The organism is Streptomyces sp. enrichment culture (assembly GCF_964273255.1).
GTDB lineage: Bacteria > Actinomycetota > Actinomycetes > Streptomycetales > Streptomycetaceae > Streptomyces.
Window position 1 is genome coordinate 4,662,421 of sequence record NZ_OZ186835.1, and the last position, 17,405, is coordinate 4,679,825.

13 protein-coding genes are annotated in these 17,405 nt (G+C 73.7%); 10 read left to right on the forward strand and 3 right to left on the reverse strand.

Features of this window, described 5'->3' with window-relative positions:
- Positions 1 to 63: 63 nt before the first annotated feature.
- Positions 64 to 261 carry a helix-turn-helix transcriptional regulator gene (locus ACSU53_RS20235; protein WP_362089942.1) on the reverse strand — a complete coding sequence of 66 codons (198 nt, stop codon included), beginning with the start codon at positions 259 to 261 and terminating at the stop codon, positions 64 to 66.
- A gap of 993 nt (positions 262 to 1,254) precedes the next feature.
- Here ACSU53_RS20235 and mmsA point away from each other — a divergent pair.
- The 6 genes from mmsA to ACSU53_RS20265 all read left to right on the forward strand — a co-directional run bounded on the left by mmsA (position 1,255) and on the right by ACSU53_RS20265 (position 11,849).
- Complete coding sequence (gene mmsA / locus ACSU53_RS20240) at positions 1,255 to 2,757, forward strand: CoA-acylating methylmalonate-semialdehyde dehydrogenase (protein WP_437029700.1); 1,503 nt, start codon at positions 1,255 to 1,257, stop codon at positions 2,755 to 2,757.
- A gap of 468 nt (positions 2,758 to 3,225) precedes the next feature.
- On the forward strand, positions 3,226 to 4,029 hold the full coding sequence (locus ACSU53_RS20245) for a hypothetical protein (RefSeq protein ID WP_437029702.1): 804 nt from the start codon (positions 3,226 to 3,228) through the stop codon (positions 4,027 to 4,029).
- Between the two features lie 278 nt (positions 4,030 to 4,307).
- Positions 4,308 to 6,974, forward strand: coding sequence for a CocE/NonD family hydrolase (locus tag ACSU53_RS20250; protein ID WP_437029704.1), 2,667 nt, complete (start codon positions 4,308 to 4,310; stop codon positions 6,972 to 6,974).
- A complete protein-coding gene (locus tag ACSU53_RS20255; RefSeq protein ID WP_437029706.1) occupies positions 6,971 to 7,876 on the forward strand; it encodes an ABC transporter permease in 906 nt (301 codons plus the stop codon). The genes ACSU53_RS20250 and ACSU53_RS20255 overlap by 4 nt, the downstream gene beginning before the upstream one ends.
- Positions 7,877 to 8,056: 180 nt before the next feature.
- Complete coding sequence (locus ACSU53_RS20260) at positions 8,057 to 9,655, forward strand: YfbK domain-containing protein (RefSeq protein ID WP_437029708.1); 1,599 nt, start codon at positions 8,057 to 8,059, stop codon at positions 9,653 to 9,655.
- A gap of 277 nt (positions 9,656 to 9,932) precedes the next feature.
- Positions 9,933 to 11,849, forward strand: a complete 1,917-nt coding sequence (locus ACSU53_RS20265) for an AMP-dependent synthetase/ligase (RefSeq protein WP_437029710.1) — start codon at positions 9,933 to 9,935, stop codon at positions 11,847 to 11,849.
- 130 nt (positions 11,850 to 11,979) lie between these two features.
- Here the strand turns inward: ACSU53_RS20265 and ACSU53_RS20270 are convergent, their stop codons facing one another.
- Complete coding sequence (locus ACSU53_RS20270; RefSeq protein WP_437029711.1) at positions 11,980 to 12,372, reverse strand: rodlin; 393 nt, start codon at positions 12,370 to 12,372, stop codon at positions 11,980 to 11,982.
- 286 nt (positions 12,373 to 12,658) lie between these two features.
- On the opposite strand from ACSU53_RS20270, the gene ACSU53_RS20275 reads away from it, so the two are divergent.
- The 3 genes from ACSU53_RS20275 (at position 12,659) to ACSU53_RS20285 (ending at position 14,609) form a co-directional block, all read left to right on the forward strand.
- Entirely contained in the window at positions 12,659 to 13,039 is a 381-nt protein-coding gene (locus ACSU53_RS20275) for a rodlin (RefSeq protein WP_437029713.1), read from the forward strand.
- 288 nt (positions 13,040 to 13,327) lie between these two features.
- Positions 13,328 to 13,555, forward strand: a complete 228-nt coding sequence (chpD, locus tag ACSU53_RS20280) for a chaplin ChpD (RefSeq protein WP_437029715.1) — start codon at positions 13,328 to 13,330, stop codon at positions 13,553 to 13,555.
- Between the two features lie 115 nt (positions 13,556 to 13,670).
- On the forward strand, positions 13,671 to 14,609 hold the full coding sequence (locus ACSU53_RS20285) for a chaplin (RefSeq protein ID WP_437029717.1): 939 nt from the start codon (positions 13,671 to 13,673) through the stop codon (positions 14,607 to 14,609).
- Positions 14,610 to 14,682: 73 nt separating this feature from the next.
- Here ACSU53_RS20285 and ACSU53_RS20290 read toward each other — a convergent pair whose 3' ends face one another.
- Positions 14,683 to 15,957, reverse strand: coding sequence for an ATP-grasp domain-containing protein (locus ACSU53_RS20290; RefSeq protein ID WP_437029719.1), 1,275 nt, complete (start codon positions 15,955 to 15,957; stop codon positions 14,683 to 14,685).
- A 183-nt stretch (positions 15,958 to 16,140) separates the two neighbouring features.
- Here ACSU53_RS20290 and ACSU53_RS20295 point away from each other — a divergent pair, with 183 nt between their 5' ends.
- Entirely contained in the window at positions 16,141 to 17,385 is a 1,245-nt protein-coding gene (locus ACSU53_RS20295) for a glycoside hydrolase family 26 protein (protein ID WP_437029721.1), read from the forward strand.
- Positions 17,386 to 17,405: the final 20 nt, after the last annotated feature.

Sequence of the window (17,405 nt, forward strand, 5' to 3'; positions counted from 1 at the left end):
GTGGGGCACAGCGGATTTACGGGTGCCGGAGCCCGGTCAGGTCACCCGTGGCCGCAGGTGAGCTCACCTGCGGCCACCCCGGTTGCCGGGGCGGGACGCCACCCAGGAGCGGACGGTGTCCGCGTACCAGTAGGGCTTGCCCGCCTCCACGTGGTCCGGCGGGGGCAGCAGGCCGTGCTTGCGGTAGGAGCGCACGGTGTCCGGCTGCACCTTGATGTGGGCCGCGATGTCCTTGTACGACCACAGCCGTCGGTCGGTCATGAATTGCACCTCCCCGCGCGCACCGCGGCGGCGGCCGAGGGGCGGCCGTCAGGGGGAGCCGGGTGCTGCGCTGGCGATCACCAAGCGTTGTGCCCGGTCAACGACGCCGACCGGGGCTGGGACGGGGGCTGTGGTGCGGATGTGACGGAAGGCCCGCGTAGGCGTGACAGGCGTGACACGACCGGGGCAACTGTGACGATCGTGACGCAAAGGCGTACGCCGGTCACCCCGGCGGGGCGCATGGACACGGGCCGGGCCACGCCGCCCATGGCTGACGGTCCCCTGCGCCGTGGTGTCGGGGGTGCACCGGGTGCCCCGCGGAAGAGGGGTGAGCGTCCGGCCGACGCGAAATCGTCAGTATGTCCGGACAAAACATTGACAGGGCGATGCGCCACGGATAGAAAGCCCGGAGAGCCGTGCGGTAGAGCGCCCGCATCCCGGGCACCGATCGCCTCCGGCGCGAACGGCCCCTTCGCTTTGGCAGGAGTGAAGAGGCGTGCGAAGACTCCCCGCCCGCCAAGGCCGCGCGCCGGAGGTCCCCGGCTTCCGCCCGCGCCCCCGGCCCTCACCGCCGTCACCCTCGCCCCTGCTCACCTGCGAAGCGGCCGCACTCCCGGATGCACGAACTCCCGCGCTCCCGTACCTCCCGACTTCAGGGCCCGGGTACCTCCGTACCTCCGTACCTCCGTACCTCCGCACGTCCGTACCTCCGTACGCCCACGCGCACAGGCCCGCACGGGCCCGCACAGGTCGGGGCAGGGCGGCGCAGGCATGGCCGCACGCGTGCCGTACCTGCCGCCGCACATGTGTCTACAAGGGGACCGCAACGGCCGACACTGTGTCGGGAGCGCCGCCCGTCCGCACCTGCTGGGATGGAACCGTGCCCGGAACCGCGGCGCCGCCGGAGGTGCGGCCGCCCCCGGTCAGGGGCACGCGAGCCGTACACCCGGCACGTCCCACCCGACGCCGTCCCTTGCGAAGGAGTTCTCGGTCATGACGAAGATCGTCAACCACTGGATCGGCGGGAAGACCGCCGAAGGCGCCTCGGGTACGCACGGGCCGGTGACGAATCCGGCGACCGGCGAGGTCACCACGAAGGTCGCCTTCGCCTCCGTCGAGGAGGTCGACGCGGCGGTCGCCGCCGCCAAGGACGCCTACCGGTCGTGGAGCCAGTCGTCGCTGGCCACCCGGACCTCGATCCTGTTCCGGTTCCGCGCGCTGGTGGACGCCCACCGCGACGAGATCGCCGAGCTGATCACCGCCGAGCACGGCAAGGTGCACTCCGACGCCCTCGGCGAGGTCGCGCGGGGCATGGAGATCGTCGACCTGGCCTGCGGCATCAACGTCCAGCTCAAGGGCGAGCTGTCCACCCAGGTCGCCAGCCGCGTCGACGTGGCGTCCATCCGTCAGCCGCTGGGCGTGGTGGCCGGCATCACCCCGTTCAACTTCCCGGCCATGGTGCCGATGTGGATGTTCCCGCTGGCCATCGCCTGCGGCAACACCTTCGTCCTGAAGCCGTCGGAGAAGGACCCGTCGGCCGCGGTCCGGCTCGCCGAGCTGATGGCCGAGGCCGGGCTCCCCGACGGCGTCTTCAACGTCGTCCACGGCGACAAGCTGGCCGTCGACCGCCTCCTGACCCACCCCGACGTCAAGGCGGTGTCCTTCGTCGGCTCCACCCCGATCGCCCGCTACATCCACACCACGGCCTCGGCCAACGGCAAGCGCGTTCAGGCCCTCGGCGGCGCCAAGAACCACATGCTGGTGCTGCCCGACGCCGACCTCGACGCGGCGGCCGACGCGGTCGTCTCGGCGGCCTACGGCTCCGCCGGCGAGCGCTGCATGGCGATCTCCGCGGTCGTCGCCGTCGGCGCGATCGGCGACACCCTGGTGGAGAAGATCCGCGAGCGTGCCGAGAAGATCAAGATCGGTCCCGGCGACGACCCCACGTCCGAGATGGGCCCCCTCATCACCAAGGCCCACCGCGACAAGGTCGCCTCCTACGTGGAGAACGCCGCCGCCGAGGGCGCCGAGGTCGTCCTGGACGGCACCGGTCACACCGTCGACGGGTACGAGGACGGCCACTGGATCGGCATCTCGCTCCTGGACAAGGTGCCGACGTCCGCCAAGGCCTACCAGGACGAGATCTTCGGCCCGGTCCTGTGCGTGTTGCGCACCGAGACCTACGAGGAGGCCGTCGACCTCATCAACGCCTCCCCGTACGGCAACGGCACCGCGATCTTCACCCGGGACGGCGGCGCCGCCCGCCGCTTCCAGCTGGAGGTGGAGGCGGGCATGGTCGGCGTCAACGTGCCGATCCCGGTGCCCGTCGGCTACCACAGCTTCGGCGGCTGGAAGGACTCGCTCTTCGGCGACCACCACATCTACGGCAACGACGGCACGCACTTCTACACCCGGGGCAAGGTCGTCACCACCCGCTGGCCCGACCCGGCCGACGCGCCGGCGGGCGTCGACCTCGGCTTCCCGCGCAACCACTGACCGCCCGCCGCCCGGCCGGAGTCCCGCCCATCCCGTCGCCGTCCCGCACCCGACGCGCGACATCCGGACTCCCGACCGACTCCGGCCCGGCACCCGGCCCACCGGCACCCCATCCGCCGGCCCGGCAACCCACTCACACCCGACCCACTCACACCCGACCCCCCCACCCAACTCACCCCCACCCGCCCCACCGACACCCCGAGGGCCGGGGCCGGGCTCACCGCCGCGGCCCCGGCCCTCGGGGTTGTTCCCCGGACCGAGCCGGGAGCACTCCGCCGGCGGCCTGTCCGTCCATCCGATGTGTTGATCGGAGCAATTGGGCGAAACGCAAGCATGTCGCCGCATCTTCACCCTTCCTTCACCTGGACGCTGTGGCGGGCGCGCGTTCGACCGGACGTCGGCGTGTGACCGATCCGTCGGCCGGGCGGTCGCCCGGCCCTCGACCACAGGCAAGGAGTGAGTGTGAACATGCGCTTTGGCATGAGACGCGGCAGGACGGCGGTGGCCACGGCCGTGGCCGCGATCGCCGCCGCGACCCTGCTGGGAGCGGCCCCCGCCACCGCGGACGGAGACCCGAACGGGAACCAGAACGGCAACGGGAACGCCACCCGCGCGGACCACTGGGGCGTGATCACCCGCAACACGATCGGCTCGCCCGTCGCCGCGCTCCGGGACGGCCCGTTCGGCTCGTTCGGCGTGACGGGCCCGTCCGCCCGCCCGCCCTACGGCCAGGGCAGCCTGGGCATCGAGGTGGCCGACAACTCCACCACGCTGAACCCGCCCAGCGAGAAGGTCGACTTCGGCAATGAGGTCGACTTCTTCGGCGACCGGGTCCGCGACCTGAACAAGCTCGGCTTCCACGTCTTCCAGACCGGTGAGAACGTCACCTACGGCGGCCCGGAGAACATGCCGAACATCAGGTTCGAGATCGACCCGAACCTGAGCGCCCACCCGATGGACAACTACTCCACGATGGTGTGGGTGCCGGACGCCTCCCCGGTGACGAACCGCTGGAGCCCGTTCCTCGACGCCACGAAGACCGGCTACTGGTACCTGACGGGCAACGAGACCTCGTGCAACCAGGCGGCCCAGTGCACGTTCGACCAGCTGAAGGCATCGCTCAACGACGGCGGCGACGAGGCCACGATTCTCACGGCCGCGGTCGGCAAGGGACGTGACCACATGTGGATCGGCGCCGTCGACGGTCTGCGCATCAACAACCGCGTCTACGACTTCGAGGCCGACGGAGTCAGGGCGCGTCGCGTGGGCTGACCTGCACGGCCCGCCCCCGAACGCAGGAGCCCCGGCCCGGCCACCACCGATCCGGGGTTCCGGCCTTCCCCCGGCCCACCTGAACTTCAAGCCCCACCGGGCCCCCGCCTACGGCCCACCCCAACTCCAAGCCCCACCGGGCCCCCGCCCCCGCCCCCTCCCCGCCCCCGCCGTACCGCGTCCGGTGTACGCGGCGGGCCGGTGTACGACCAGGGGTGGGGACCGGTATCCCCCTGGGGGCAACCGGCGGGCCCGGCGGTCTCCCTTAGGGTTCCAGGATGGACCTCCGAAAGTTCCGTCCGCGGGCCCGCGCACGAGGCGGCGGGAGCCGCCGGCGATGGGCCGCCGCGGCGGCCGCCGTCGTCGTGCTCGCCGGTGCCGGGACGTGGACCGCCGTCGCCTCGGAGGACGGGGCCGCCCCCGTCGAGCGCGCCGACCGGGCCCTGACCACGGCCGACGGAGTACGCATCGACACCTCGTACTTCACGTCCGGCCCGGAGGGCCGCCGGCCCGCCGTCCTGCTCGGGCACGGCTTCGGCGGGAGCAAGGAGGACGTGCGGCAGCAGGCCGAGGACCTCGCCCGGGACGGGTACGCGGTCCTCACCTGGTCCGCCCGCGGTTTCGGGAAGTCCACCGGGAAGATCGGGCTGAACGACCCCGAGGGCGAGGTCGCCGACGTGTCCCGGCTGCTCGACTGGCTGGCCGAGCAGCCCGAGGTCCGGCTCGACGAGGACGGCGACCCGCGCGTCGGCATGGCCGGCAGGTCCTACGGCGGGGCGATCGCCCTGCTCGCCGCCGGACACGACGACCGGGTCGACGCGATCGCCCCCTCCATCACCTACTTCGACCTGGCCGACGCGCTGTTCCCGAACGGCGTGTTCAAGAAGCTGTGGGCCGGCATGTTCGTCACCTCCGGCGGCGGCTGCGACCGGTTCGAGCCCGCCCTGTGCGCGATGTACGAGCGGGTCGCCGAGTCCGGGGTGCCGGACGACGAGGCCCGCACGCTGCTGGAGGCACGCTCGCCGGCGGCGGTCGCCGACCGCATCGACGTGCCCGCGCTCCTCGTGCAGGGCCAGTCCGACTCACTGTTCCCGCTCGGCCACGCCGACGCCGCCGCGCGGACGATCCGCGCCAACGGCGCCCCCGTGAGCGTCGACTGGATCGCGGGTGGCCACGACGGCGGCGCCCCCGAGACCGACCGCGTCGAGCGGCGCGTCCGCGCCTGGTTCGACCGCCACCTCAAGGGCGACGAGAACGCCGACACCGGCCCCGCCTTCCGCGTCAGCCGCACCGGCGGCGTCGACTCCACCGACGGGCAGGCCCAGTTGCGCGGCGCGAGCGCCGACCGGTACCCCGGGCTGAGCAGCGGGCCGCAGACCGTCCGCCTCACCGGTCTCGCGCAGCGCTTCGACAACCCGGCGGGAGCCAACCCGCCCGCCGTGTCCGCCCTCCCGGGCCTCTCCGGAGCAGGCGGCGGGCTCTCCCAGCTGTTCTCGCTCGGCGTCGGCGTCTCGCTGGACTTCCCCGGCCAGCACGCCCGCTTCCAGTCGGAGCCCCTGAACCGCGACCTGCGCATCACCGGCTCCCCGCAGATCACCGCGCGCGTCACCTCGACCAGCGACGACGCGGTGCTGTTCGGCAAGCTCTACGACGTCGGCCCCGACGGCCGGCAGCAGGTGCTGCCCTCCCAGCTCGTCACCCCGCTGCGGGTCGAGAACGCCAAGGCGGGCCAGGACGTGACGATCACGCTGCCCGCCGTCGACCACGAGGTGCGCAAGGGCCACCGCCTCCGCCTGGTCATCGCCTCGACCGACCTCGGCTACGCCTCCCCGGCCGCCCCCGCCACCTACACCGTCGACCTCGAAGGCCACCTGACGGTGCCGACCGCGCCCGCCGTGACCACCGCGGCGGCCCCGCTGCCCGCCTGGGTGTGGTGGCTGCCGATCGCCGGAGCCGTCGCCGCCCTGGTCCTGGTCCTCACCGGCCGCCGCCGCACCACCGCCCCGGCCCCCGACCCCGAACGGGCCGGCCTGCCGCTGGAGATCACCGGCCTGAGCAAGCGCTACGCCCGCTCCGCCGATCGGTACGCCGTGCGGGACCTCTCCTTCCGCGTCGAGCGGGGCCAGGTCCTGGGGCTCCTCGGCCCGAACGGCGCGGGCAAGACCACCACCCTGCGGATGCTGATGGGCCTGATCAAGCCGGACGCCGGCGAGATCCGGGTCTTCGGCCACGCCGTGCGGCCCGGCGCGCCGGTGCTGTCCCGGGTCGGGGCCTTCGTCGAGGGCGCGGGCTTCCTGCCGCACCTGTCCGGCCGGGAGAACCTGGAACTGTACTGGCGTGCCACCGGCCGTCCGGCCGAGGACGCCCACCTCGACGAGGCCCTGCGCATCGCGGGCCTCGGCGACGCCCTCTCCCGTGCGGTGCGCACCTACTCCCAGGGCATGCGCCAGCGCCTCGCCATCGCCCAGGCCATGCTCGGCCTGCCCGACCTGCTCATCCTGGACGAACCCACCAACGGCCTGGACCCGCCCCAGATCCGCGAGATGCGGGAGGTGATGATCCGTTACGCGGCCGACGGGCGCACCGTGATCGTCTCCAGCCACCTCCTCGCGGAGGTCGAGCAGTCCTGCACGCACCTCGTCGTCATGGACCGCGGACGGCTCGTCCAGGCGGGCCCGGTGCACGAGATCGTCGGCACCGGCGACACCCTGCTGGTCGGCACCGCCGCCCCCGTGGACGAGCCGCTCGCCGAGAAGGTGGCCGCGCTGCCCGGCGTCGCCTCGGCCGTGCGCGCCGAGGACGGGCTGCTGGTGCGGCTGGACGCGGACGGCACCGCCGCCCGCCTGGTCGCCGACCTCGTGCGGCTGGACGTGCCGGTGGAGTCGGTGGGCCCGCACGGCCGCCTGGAGGACGCCTTCCTCACCCTGATCGGAGGTTCCGCATGAGCACGCTCACCGAGCGGGACGAGCGCGACGGGGAGGCGGGCCCCGGGCCCGCCACCGCAACCGCCGTCGCCGACGGCTACCGCGCCGGCCGCACCCTGCCGCTGCGCGTCGAACTGGTCCGCCAGGTCAAGCGCCGCCGCACGCTGGTCATGGGCGGGATCCTCGCCGCCCTGCCGTTCGTGCTGGTCGTCGCGTTCGCCATCGGGGGCGAGCCGGACGGCCGGGACGGCCGCGTGACCCTGATGGACACGGCCACCGCGTCCGGCGCCAACTTCGTCGCCGTGAACCTGTTCGTGTCGGCCGGGTTCCTCCTCGTCATCCCCGTCGCCCTGTTCTGCGGGGACACGGTCGCCTCCGAGGCGGGCTGGTCGTCGCTGCGCTACCTGCTCGCCGCGCCGGTGCCCCGGATGCGGCTGCTGTGGTCGAAGCTGGCCGTCGGACTCGGGCTGAGCCTGGCCGCGATGGTGCTGCTGCCGGTGGTCGCGTTCGCCGTCGGCACCGCCGCCTACGGCTGGGGGCCGTTGCAGATCCCCACCGGCGGCTCGCTCGACCCCGGCACGGCGGCCCAGCGGCTCGTGGTGGTCGTGGCGTACCTGTTCGTCTCCAACCTGGTGACCGCCGGGCTCGCGTTCTGGCTGTCGACCCGCACCGACGCACCCCTGGGCGCGGTCGGCGGCGCGGTCGGCCTGACCATCGTCGGCAACGTCCTCGACGCGGTGACCGCGCTCGGCGACTGGCGCGACTTCCTGCCCGCGCACTGGCAGTTCGCCTGGGCGGACGCGGTCCAGCCCACCCCGGAGTGGTCCGGCATGATCCAGGGCTCCGCCGTCTCGGTCACGTACGCCCTGGTGCTGTTCGCGCTGGCCTTCCGGCACTTCACCAGGAAGGACGTGGTCTCCTGACCCGTCCGGCCGGCCGCCGCCCGCCCCTCCCCGGTCAACGGAAGGTCACCCACCGGTCTCGGCGGGCGGTTTCCGTGCCCTCTTCGCAACGCACCCGCAACACCCCGTACCGCACGTTCCGGCCCGCCCGGCCGTCACAGTCAAGGAAGTCGACGTCAACCGGCGGAGGGGACACGGGCGATGGAGCGGCACGGGGCACACACGGACCACGGGCACGGCAGGCGGGGCCGGGGCGGGCGGAGGTGGGGCGGTGCGCTCCTCGCCCTCACGGCGGCGGGCAGTCTCCTGCTCGCCGGCTGCTCCGCGGGGGACGACTCCGGCGGGAAGTCGGCGGCGGACTCGTCCTACGACCGGGGCGGCGGCCACCGGGCGCCGCACCCCGCACCCGACGGCCCCCGGGCCACCGACCGGCAGCGCGAGGGCGAGCAGGACTCCCGGGACGTCGCCCCCGAGCCGGACCCCGACCACCTGTCCACCTTCGCCCTCGACGTCGACACCGCCTCCTACGGCTACGCCCGCCGCACCCTGGCCGACGGCCGGCTGCCCGACCCGTCGACGGTGCGTCCCGAGGAGTTCGTCAACAGCTTCCGGCAGGACTACGAACGCCCCGGCGGGGACGGCTTCACGGTCACCGTGGACGGCGCCCGCACCCCCGAGGAGGACTGGTCCCTGGTCCGGGTCGGCCTGGCCACCCGGCCCGCCGAGGACTCCGGCGACCGGCCGCCCGCCTCCCTCACCTTCGTCGTCGACATCTCGGGCTCCATGGCCGAACCCGGCCGTCTGGACCTCGCCAGGAGTTCCCTGGCCACCATGACCGACCGGCTGCGCGACGACGACGCGGTGGCCCTCGTCACCTTCAGCGACGAGGCCGAGACGGTCCTGCCCATGACCCGTCTGGGCGGCCACCGCGGCCGGGTCCACGACGCCGTCGACAGCCTGCGGCCCGCGCAGTCCACCAACCTGGGCGCGGGCGTCGAGACCGGCTACGAGACCGCCGTCGAGGGCCTGCGCAAGGGTGCCACCAACCGGGTCGTGCTGGTCTCCGACGCGCTCGCCAACACCGGTGAGACGGACGCCGACGCCATCCTGGAACGCATCTCCGGCTCCCGCCGCGAACACGGCATCACCCTCTTCGGCGTCGGCGTGGGCAGCGACTACGGCGACGCGCTGATGGAACGCCTCGCCGACCGGGGCGACGGCCACACGGTGTACGTCTCCGACGAGGAGGAGGCCCGCGAGGTGTTCTGCGAGGACCTCCCCCGTTCCATCGACCTGACCGCGCGGGACGCCAAGGCCCAGGTCGCCTTCGACCCGGAGACGGTCGCCGAGTTCCGGCTCGTCGGCTACGACAACCGCCGGGTCGCCGACGAGGACTTCCGCGACGACCGGGTCGACGGCGGCGAGGTCGGCCCCGGTCACACCGTCACCGCGCTGTACGCGGTCCGCACCCGGCCCGGCGCCGAGGGGCACCTGGCCACCGCCACGGTCCGCTGGCTCGACCCCGACAGCCGGGCCCCGCACGAGGAGACCGGCGACCTGGAGACCGACGCCCTCGGCACCTCCGTGTGGCGCTCCGGTGACGGCCTCGCCGTCACCGCGACCGCGGCCTACTTCGCCGACGCCCTGCGCTCGCGCCACCCCGGCCGCCCGGGCGCCCTGCCGGGCGCGCCCGCCCTGGGCCTGCTCGCCGAACGCGCGGCGGACCTGGCGGCCCGGACCGAGGACGACGCCGTCCGCGGCCTGGCCGAGGCGATCCGCACGGCGGACCGGCTGACCTGACCGGCCCCGATCCGCCCGGGCCCGACCCGCATCGGCCCGCCCTGACCCGATCCGGCGTACGGCCGTGCGTACGCCAGGTGTGCGGACGCGGCACCCGGCCCGCCGCCCCCGCCGGCCCGCGCCCGTCCGTCCCCCGCCGGGCCCCTGGCGTCCGCCCCGTCCGCCCCGCCCATTGACTGGCTGCTACGCACCGGTAAGTTTACTCCGGAGTAAGTAACGGACTCGCAGAGCACGCCAGCACCAGCACGAGAGCCGCCAGCCGCGACCGGGAGCCGCCATGGGCGTACGCAGGGACCTGAAACGAGCCACACGACGCACCGGCCCGGCGGGAGGGGCCGGCGTCGAGACCACCGTGGACGGCGACGGCGTCGTCCGCGAGGTCCGCGCGGCCCCCCTGGCGGCGCGGCCGGCCTCCGGCAGCACCGCCGACATCCCGTACACCAACGCCGCCGAGGCGCCGGACGACGTCGTGCTGCGCCGCGAGCGCGACGGCGTCTGGCACCCCGTCACAGCGGCGGAGTTCACCCGGGAGGTCACCGCCGTCGCCAAGGGCCTGATCGCGGACGGCGTGGAGCCCGGCGACCGGGTCGCGGTGATGTCCCGCACCCGCTACGAGTGGGCGGTCCTGGACTTCGCCGTCTGGTCGGCGGGCGGCGTCACCGTGCCCGTGTACGCCACGTCCTCCGCCGACCAGGTGGAATGGATCGTCCGGGACTCCGGGGCCCGCCACGTCGTCACCGAGACCCCGCAGAACACCGCCACCGTCACCACCGCCACCGCGGACCACGCCGAACGGCCGCGCGTCCGGGAACTCGACGCCGGGGCCCTGGACGAGCTGACCTCCCTCGGCCGGGACGTCCCCGACGAGGAGGTCACCGGCCGCCGCGCCGCCCTCACCCCGGACACCGTCGCGACCCTGTGCTACACCTCCGGCACCACCGGCCGACCCAAGGGCTGCGTCCTCACCCACGCCAACCTGCACGCCGAGGCCGCCAACACGGTCGAGCTGCTGCACCCCATCTTCAAGGAGGTGACCGACCAGACCGCCTCCACCCTGCTGTTCCTCCCGCTCGCCCACATCCTCGGCCGCACGATCCAGATCGCCTGCCTGTCGGCGCGCATCGAGGTGGGCCACTTCCCGAGCATCAGACCGGACGAACTGCGCCCGGCGCTCAAGGCGTTCCGGCCGACCTTCCTCGTCGGCGTGCCCTACCTCTTCGAGAAGATCCACGACACCGGCCGCGCCACCGCCGAGAAGATCGGCCGCGGCTCCTCCTTCGAACGCGCCCACCGCATCGCCGTCCGCTTCGGCGCGGCCCACCTCGACAAGCTCCTGCACGGCGGCAAGGGGCCCGGACCCGGCCTGCACGCGGCGCGGGCCCTCTACGACCTGCTGGTCTACCGCCGCGTCCGCAAGGAGCTCGGCGGCCGCCTGCGGTACGCCATCAGCGGCGGCTCCCCGCTGGAACGCGACCTCAACCTCTTCTTCTACGCCGCCGGCATCCTCATCTACGAGGGCTACGGCCTGACCGAGACGACCGCCGCCGCCACCGTCGTCCCGCCGCTCGGCCCGCGCCCCGGCACCGTCGGCCTCCCGGTGCCCGGCACCGCCGTGCGCATCGCCGACGACGGGGAGGTCCACATCAAGGGCGGCATCGTCTTCGGCTCCTACTGGAACAACCCCGAGGCGAGCCGGCAGGTGCTCGACGACGGCTGGTTCGCCACCGGCGACCTCGGCTCCCTCGACGCGGACGGCTACCTCACCATCACCGGGCGCAAGAAGGACATCCTCGTCACCACCGGGGGGAAGAACGTCTCCCCGGCCGTCCTGGAGGACCGGCTGCGCAGCCGCCCTCCCGTCGGCCAGTGCCTCGTCGTCGGTGACAACCGGCCCTTCGTCGGCGCGCTGATCACCCTGGACCCGGAGACGGTGGCCCACTGGCTGTCCGTGCGGGGGCTGCCCGCCGGGACGCCGATGTCCGAGGTGATCGACGACCCGCGGATGCGGGCCGATGTGCAGAAGGCCGTCGACTACGCCAACGAGGCGGTGTCCCGGGCGGAGTCGATCCGCGCCTTCCGGCTGGTGGAAGGCGAGTTCACCGAGGAGAACGGACTGCTGACCCCGTCCCTGAAGGTCAAGCGGCAGGCCGCGCAGCAGGCGTTCGCGGCGGACATCGACAAGCTCTACTCCTGAGCGGTCCCGGGCCCCGCCGCCGGGGCACCGGCGGGGTCCGGCCGCCCGGACCCATGACGAGGGCGGGGCCACCGGCCGTACCGGTGACCCCGCCCTCGCGCGCGCCTTCTCCCGGCGCGTCGTGAACCGCTCAGCTCTCGCCGTTGGCCGACAGGATCGACACGTCCTCCAGCAGGTGCGACAGGGCACCGTCGCGCTTGGCCTGCGTGGAGTTCTCGGTGCACTGCTGGTTCGACTCGTCCGACAGGATGTTCAGACCCTGCAGCGGAACCAGGTTGAGCACCGAGACCGGGATGTCGTCGACCGCGATGCAGGGCTTGTTGAACGAGCCCTGGATCAGCGCCATCTGCGGGCTCATGTTGCCGTACGTGGAGGAGTTGCCGAAGCTCTGCATCGCTCCGTTGCCGTTGGCCACGCTCGGACCGGAGTCGTCCCCGATCGCCAGCGCCTGCGGCGCCATGGCGACACCGGTGCCCATGGCGGAAGCGGCGATCGCCGCAACGGCAATAGCCTTCTTGATCATTGGCCAAGTCCTTTCTGACGAAACCCCGTCCACCGAGGCGACCTGGTCAACTGCCCGTGCCCGCAAGGGTTTCTCCCCTTCACCCCGTCGGCGGACACCGGAGTGTGTTGTCGGCCCATATGAGAAATGAACCGATGGGCGGCGGAGGCCCCTTTTTCCCAGGTCCGGGGAAAGTCATGCGGGCCAACCGGGTGAACGCCCGCAACCAAAACCCGCGACGCCTGTTGATGCAGCCGTAGGACTTGCGTCGCTACGACATGCGTCGCTACGAGGAAAGGAACGCGAAGTGCTCAAGAAGGCTATGGTCGCCGCGGCGGTCATCGGTATGTCGGTGGCGGCCGCTCCCACGGCGCTGGCCATCGGTGACGACTCCGGCCCCAACGTCGCCAACGGCAACGGCGCCTCCTCGGCGTTCGGCAACTCGTCGACCGAGGGCGACATGAGCCCGCAGCTCTCGCTGGTCGACGGCACGCTGAACAAGCCGTGCCTGGGCGTCGAGGACGTCAACGTCGCCGTCATCAACCTGGTCCCGGTCCAGGACGTGCCGATCCTGTCGGACGAGCTGAACCAGCAGTGCGCCGACAACTCCACCCAGGCGAAGGGCGACGCCGCCCTGTCGCACATCCTGGAGGACCTGTCGGTCCTGTCGGCCAACGTCGAGGACTGAGCCGCACCGCACGCGGCCCGGGCGGCCCGCTCCCGTCGACGGAGGACGGGCCGCCCGGCCGCGCGCGGGCTTGTGCGGGGCCGGCCGGGCGGTGGACACCGCCCGCTCGGAGGTATGTCACCGACGTGGCGTGGAGCATCCGGGTGAATTCCCGGGTCCTGCCCGTTCCGTCGTTTCTTCGACCGTCAATTCCTCGTTTGCAGGCTGCAGGTCATGGTGCGAGCCGTCCAGCTGCGCTCGCTCGGTTTAGGCCGTCACACGGGCATGACCGCAGAGAAGGGAAACTTCATGAAGAAGAGCGCTGCTCTCGTCGCGGGCGCACTCATGGCCCTGGGCATGGCCGCCCCGGCCGTCGCCGACTCGGGCGCCCAGGGTGCCGCGATCGGTTCCCCCGGTGTCCTCTCCGGCAACGTGATCCAGGTCCCGGTCCACGTCCCGGTCAACGTCTGCGGCAACACCGTCAACGTGATCGGCCTGCTGAACCCGGCCTTCGGCAACGTGTGCGTGAACGACTGACGATGTCCCGCTCGGCCGTCACGGCCGGGCGTCACGGCCGGCCCGGCGAACAGTGATCGTTCCCGGGTCGGCCGTACCGCTTCTCCACCATTCTTCAAGCAGGAAGACAACGACAATGCGACAGACCCTGAGCAAGGGAATGGTCGCGGCGGCCGCCGCGACGGGCATTCTGTCCCTGTGCGGCGGCACCGCCCTCGCCGACTCGCAGGCGGAAGGCGCCGCGCACGGCTCGCCGGGCGTCGTGTCCGGCAACGACATCCAGGTTCCGGTGCACGTCCCGGTCAACGTCTGCGGCAACACGGTCGACGTGGCCGCCGCGCTGAACCCGGCGTTCGGCAACGAGTGCGCCAACGTGTCGGAGCAGCACCGGGACAGCGGCTCACCGGACCACGGCACCCCCGGTGCCCCCGGCGGCCACCACGACTCCGGCAGCCACCACGACTCCGGCCACGGGCCCGGCGGCGACTCCGGCCACCGCGGCCCCGAAGGCGACTCCGGACACGGCTCCGGTCACCACGGGAACGGCGACTCCGGACACGGCTCCGGTCACCACGGGAACGGCGACTCCGGCCACCACGGTCACGGCCCCGGCGGCGACGAGGGGTACGGCCCCGGCGGCGGCGCCTCCGCCGACGGGTACACCGAGGGCTCGCCCGGCGTCGGCTCCGGCAACAACGCCCAGCTCCCGGTCGACGTGCCCGTCAACGCCTGTGGCAACTCGGTGAACGTGATCGGCCTGCTCAACCCGGTCTTCGGCAACTCCTGCGCCAACGAGGAGCCTCCCGGCTACGGCGAGACCCCGCCGCCCACCACCCCGCCGACGACGCCGCCGACCACGCCCCCCACCACTCCGCCGACGACGCCTCCCACGACGCCGCCGACCACGCCTCCCACCACTCCGCCGACGACGCCGCCCACCACGCCGCCGTCCACCCCGCCCAGCCTGCCGGAGACCGGCAGCGAGAACATGGCCGGTGCCGCGGCCGCGAGCCTCGCCCTCATCGCGGGCGGTGCCGTCCTCTACCGTCGGTCCCGCACGGCCTCCCGCCACTGACCCCGACGCCCCCGCAGCCCCCGTTGCCGGGCACCCGCCGCCGCGCGTGCCCCGGAGCGGGGGCCCGCGCGTGTCAGCGGCGGCCCGCCCGCTCGTCGGCGTGTCCCGCGCCCTCCGGTGCCGCCCCCTGCCGCACCACCCGGACCGCGGGCTGCGGCACCGCCCGGCCGCCCGTCCGGCGCAGCCGCGCCGGCAGCCGCCCCGCCGCGTGCCGGGCCCACAGCCCCCACATCGCCCGCCCCGGCGCCCGGTCGTCCGGCGCCCACCAGGCCAGCTCCCGCCCGCCCGGCGCCCGCCGCAGCGCGCCGAGCGGGGCGTAGTTCTCCACCACGAACGCCCGCCCCGGCACCGGCTCCCCCTCCGGCAGCCGACGGTGCGTCAGGTCCAGGTGCTGTGCCCGCACGACGTCCAGTCCGGCCGTGTCCGTGAACAGCCGGAACTGGGCCCCGGGGCGGGGGTTGAAGTCGAGCAGGTGGTAGTCACCGGTGCCGGCGCACCGGCGGAAGTCCAGGTCGAGGATGCCGCGGTAGCCCAGCTCGACGGTGAGCCGCTCGGCCAGGGCCCGCACCCTCGGGTTCGGCTCCCACCGGCCGACCGCCGTCAGCCCCGCCCCGCGCGGCCGGGACCGCAGCTTGAGCCCGGCCCCGCCCGCCCGCACGCCGCCGGACCGGTCGGCGTACCCGTGGAAGAACCAGTCCCGGTCCGGGCCCGGCGGCAGGAACGCCTGCAACAGCAGCGGGCTGCCCGCCTCCGCGCGCCGCCCGTACAGCTCCCGCGCCTCCCCGGCACTGCGCAGCAGCACGGTGCTCCGCAGCCCGCTGCCCGGCGGCAGCAGCCACGGCCTGCTCCACTTCGCCACCACCGGCAGCCCCAGCCGCCACGCCGCGGCGGCGGCCTCGCCGGCGCTGTCCGGGGCGACGGTCGACGGGTGCGGGACGTCGAGCGTCCCGCACAGCCGGGACAGTCCGGCCTTGTCGGCCACCTGCTCGGGCAGGGCCCCGGACCGGTCCGGCAGCAGGTAGGCCGGCGCCAGCTCCCGCCGGGCACGGCTCACCGCGAGCGCGCCCGCGTCGTCCATCGGGATCAGCACGGCCGGCCGGGCGATGCGCGCCGCCACCCGCAGCAGGACCGCCGCCACCTCGGCCGGGTCCGCACCGGGCGGGGGAGGGGTGTGCAGCGCCGTCACGAAGCGGGAGGCGCGGACCGGGCTGCCCCCGCAGTCGGCGACCACGTGCACCTCCACGCCCGCCCGGCCGAGCGACCGCACGGCTCCCAGCGTTCCGTGGTGAAAGGGGTTCCGGTCGATCCGCAGCAGCACGGCGGGGACACGGGCGTCGAGCAGGGACACGGGTTCATTTCCTTCGATTCGGTCACCGGTGCGGGCGACGGCAGCACTCGAAAGCCGTAGCGGCGGTGGCGTGATGGCATTTCATATGACTGGGTGTCAGTACGGCAGGACGACCAGGAGACGTGGGGACAGCGGCGCACACCGGGCGCGGCGGCACCGCGGCGACGAATCTGAGGAGCAGGCATGGCCCCACAGCAGCGACGGCCCCGGCTGCGACGGCTGGCATGTGTCGCCGCGGCGGTCACCGCGGCCGCCACCCTGGCCGCCGGACCCGGTTTCGCCGCCGGCGGAAGCACGGACCCCGCCCCCGGAACGGCCACGCCGTCCCCGACGGTCCCGGAGTCGCCCGCCCCGTCGGCACCCTCGGCGTCCCCGGCACCCCCGGCATCCGGACAGCCCGAGCCCGCCTTCGGCGCCTACCTCGACTACGGCCCCCGCGGCGTCACCCGCATGGCCGAGCTCAGCCAGTGGCTGGGCGGCGCCCGCCTGCGGGTCGGCCACACGTACCTGCCCGGTGACCGCTGGAGCAACATCGAGGGCCGCCCCGGCTTCCTCGACGTCTGGGCGAACTGGCGGCGCGGCGCCGACGACCGGATGCTCGTCCTCAACGTGCCCATGCTGGAGCGCAACGAGGAGGGCCTGGACGACCACGAGGTGCGTCGGCTGCTGCGGGAGGGCGCCGCCGGCCGCTACGACCACCACTTCCGCGCGCTCGCCGAGCGGCTGGTGGAGCTGAGGGTGCCGGACACGGTCCTGGTGCTCGGCTGGGAGATGAACGGCATCACCTACACCCACCGCTGCGGGCCCGACCCGGAGGCCTGGAAGACGTACTGGAACCGCATCGTCACCACCATGCGCGCGGTCCCCGGCCAGGAGTTCCGGTTCGACTTCACCCCGAGCCGGGGGCGGGACGCGATCCCGTGGACCGAGTGCTACCCGGGCGACGACACGGTCGACATCATCGGCATGGACTCCTACGACCAGCCGCGCGGCATGCCGTTCGACGAACAGGTGACGGAACCCTACGGCCTGCGGCACCACGTCGAATTCGCGAAAGCCCGCGGCAAGCCCATCTCCTATCCCGAATGGGGACTGTTCCGCAACGGCGACAACGCGGAGTACATGAAGGGCATGCTCGCCTGGATGGACGAGCACAAACCCCTCTACAACACGCTCACCGACTACTGCCCGCACGGCGTGTGGCAGTGCGGCCACAACCCCGAGTCCTCCGCCGTCTACCGGTCCGTGCTGTCCGGCCGCGGCTCCGGCCCCGCCCCGTCGGCCACCCCGCAGCCGGTGCCGTCCGTCCCGCCGGCGGCCGCCGTACCGGCCGGCTGCACGCCGCTGGACCTGGGGCAGTGGGTCGAGTACTGGATGGGCGGCCGGCTCTGCCTGCGCCTCGACTGGTGGTCGCGGGCCGCCCGGTAGCCCCGCCCCGGGCGCGGCGG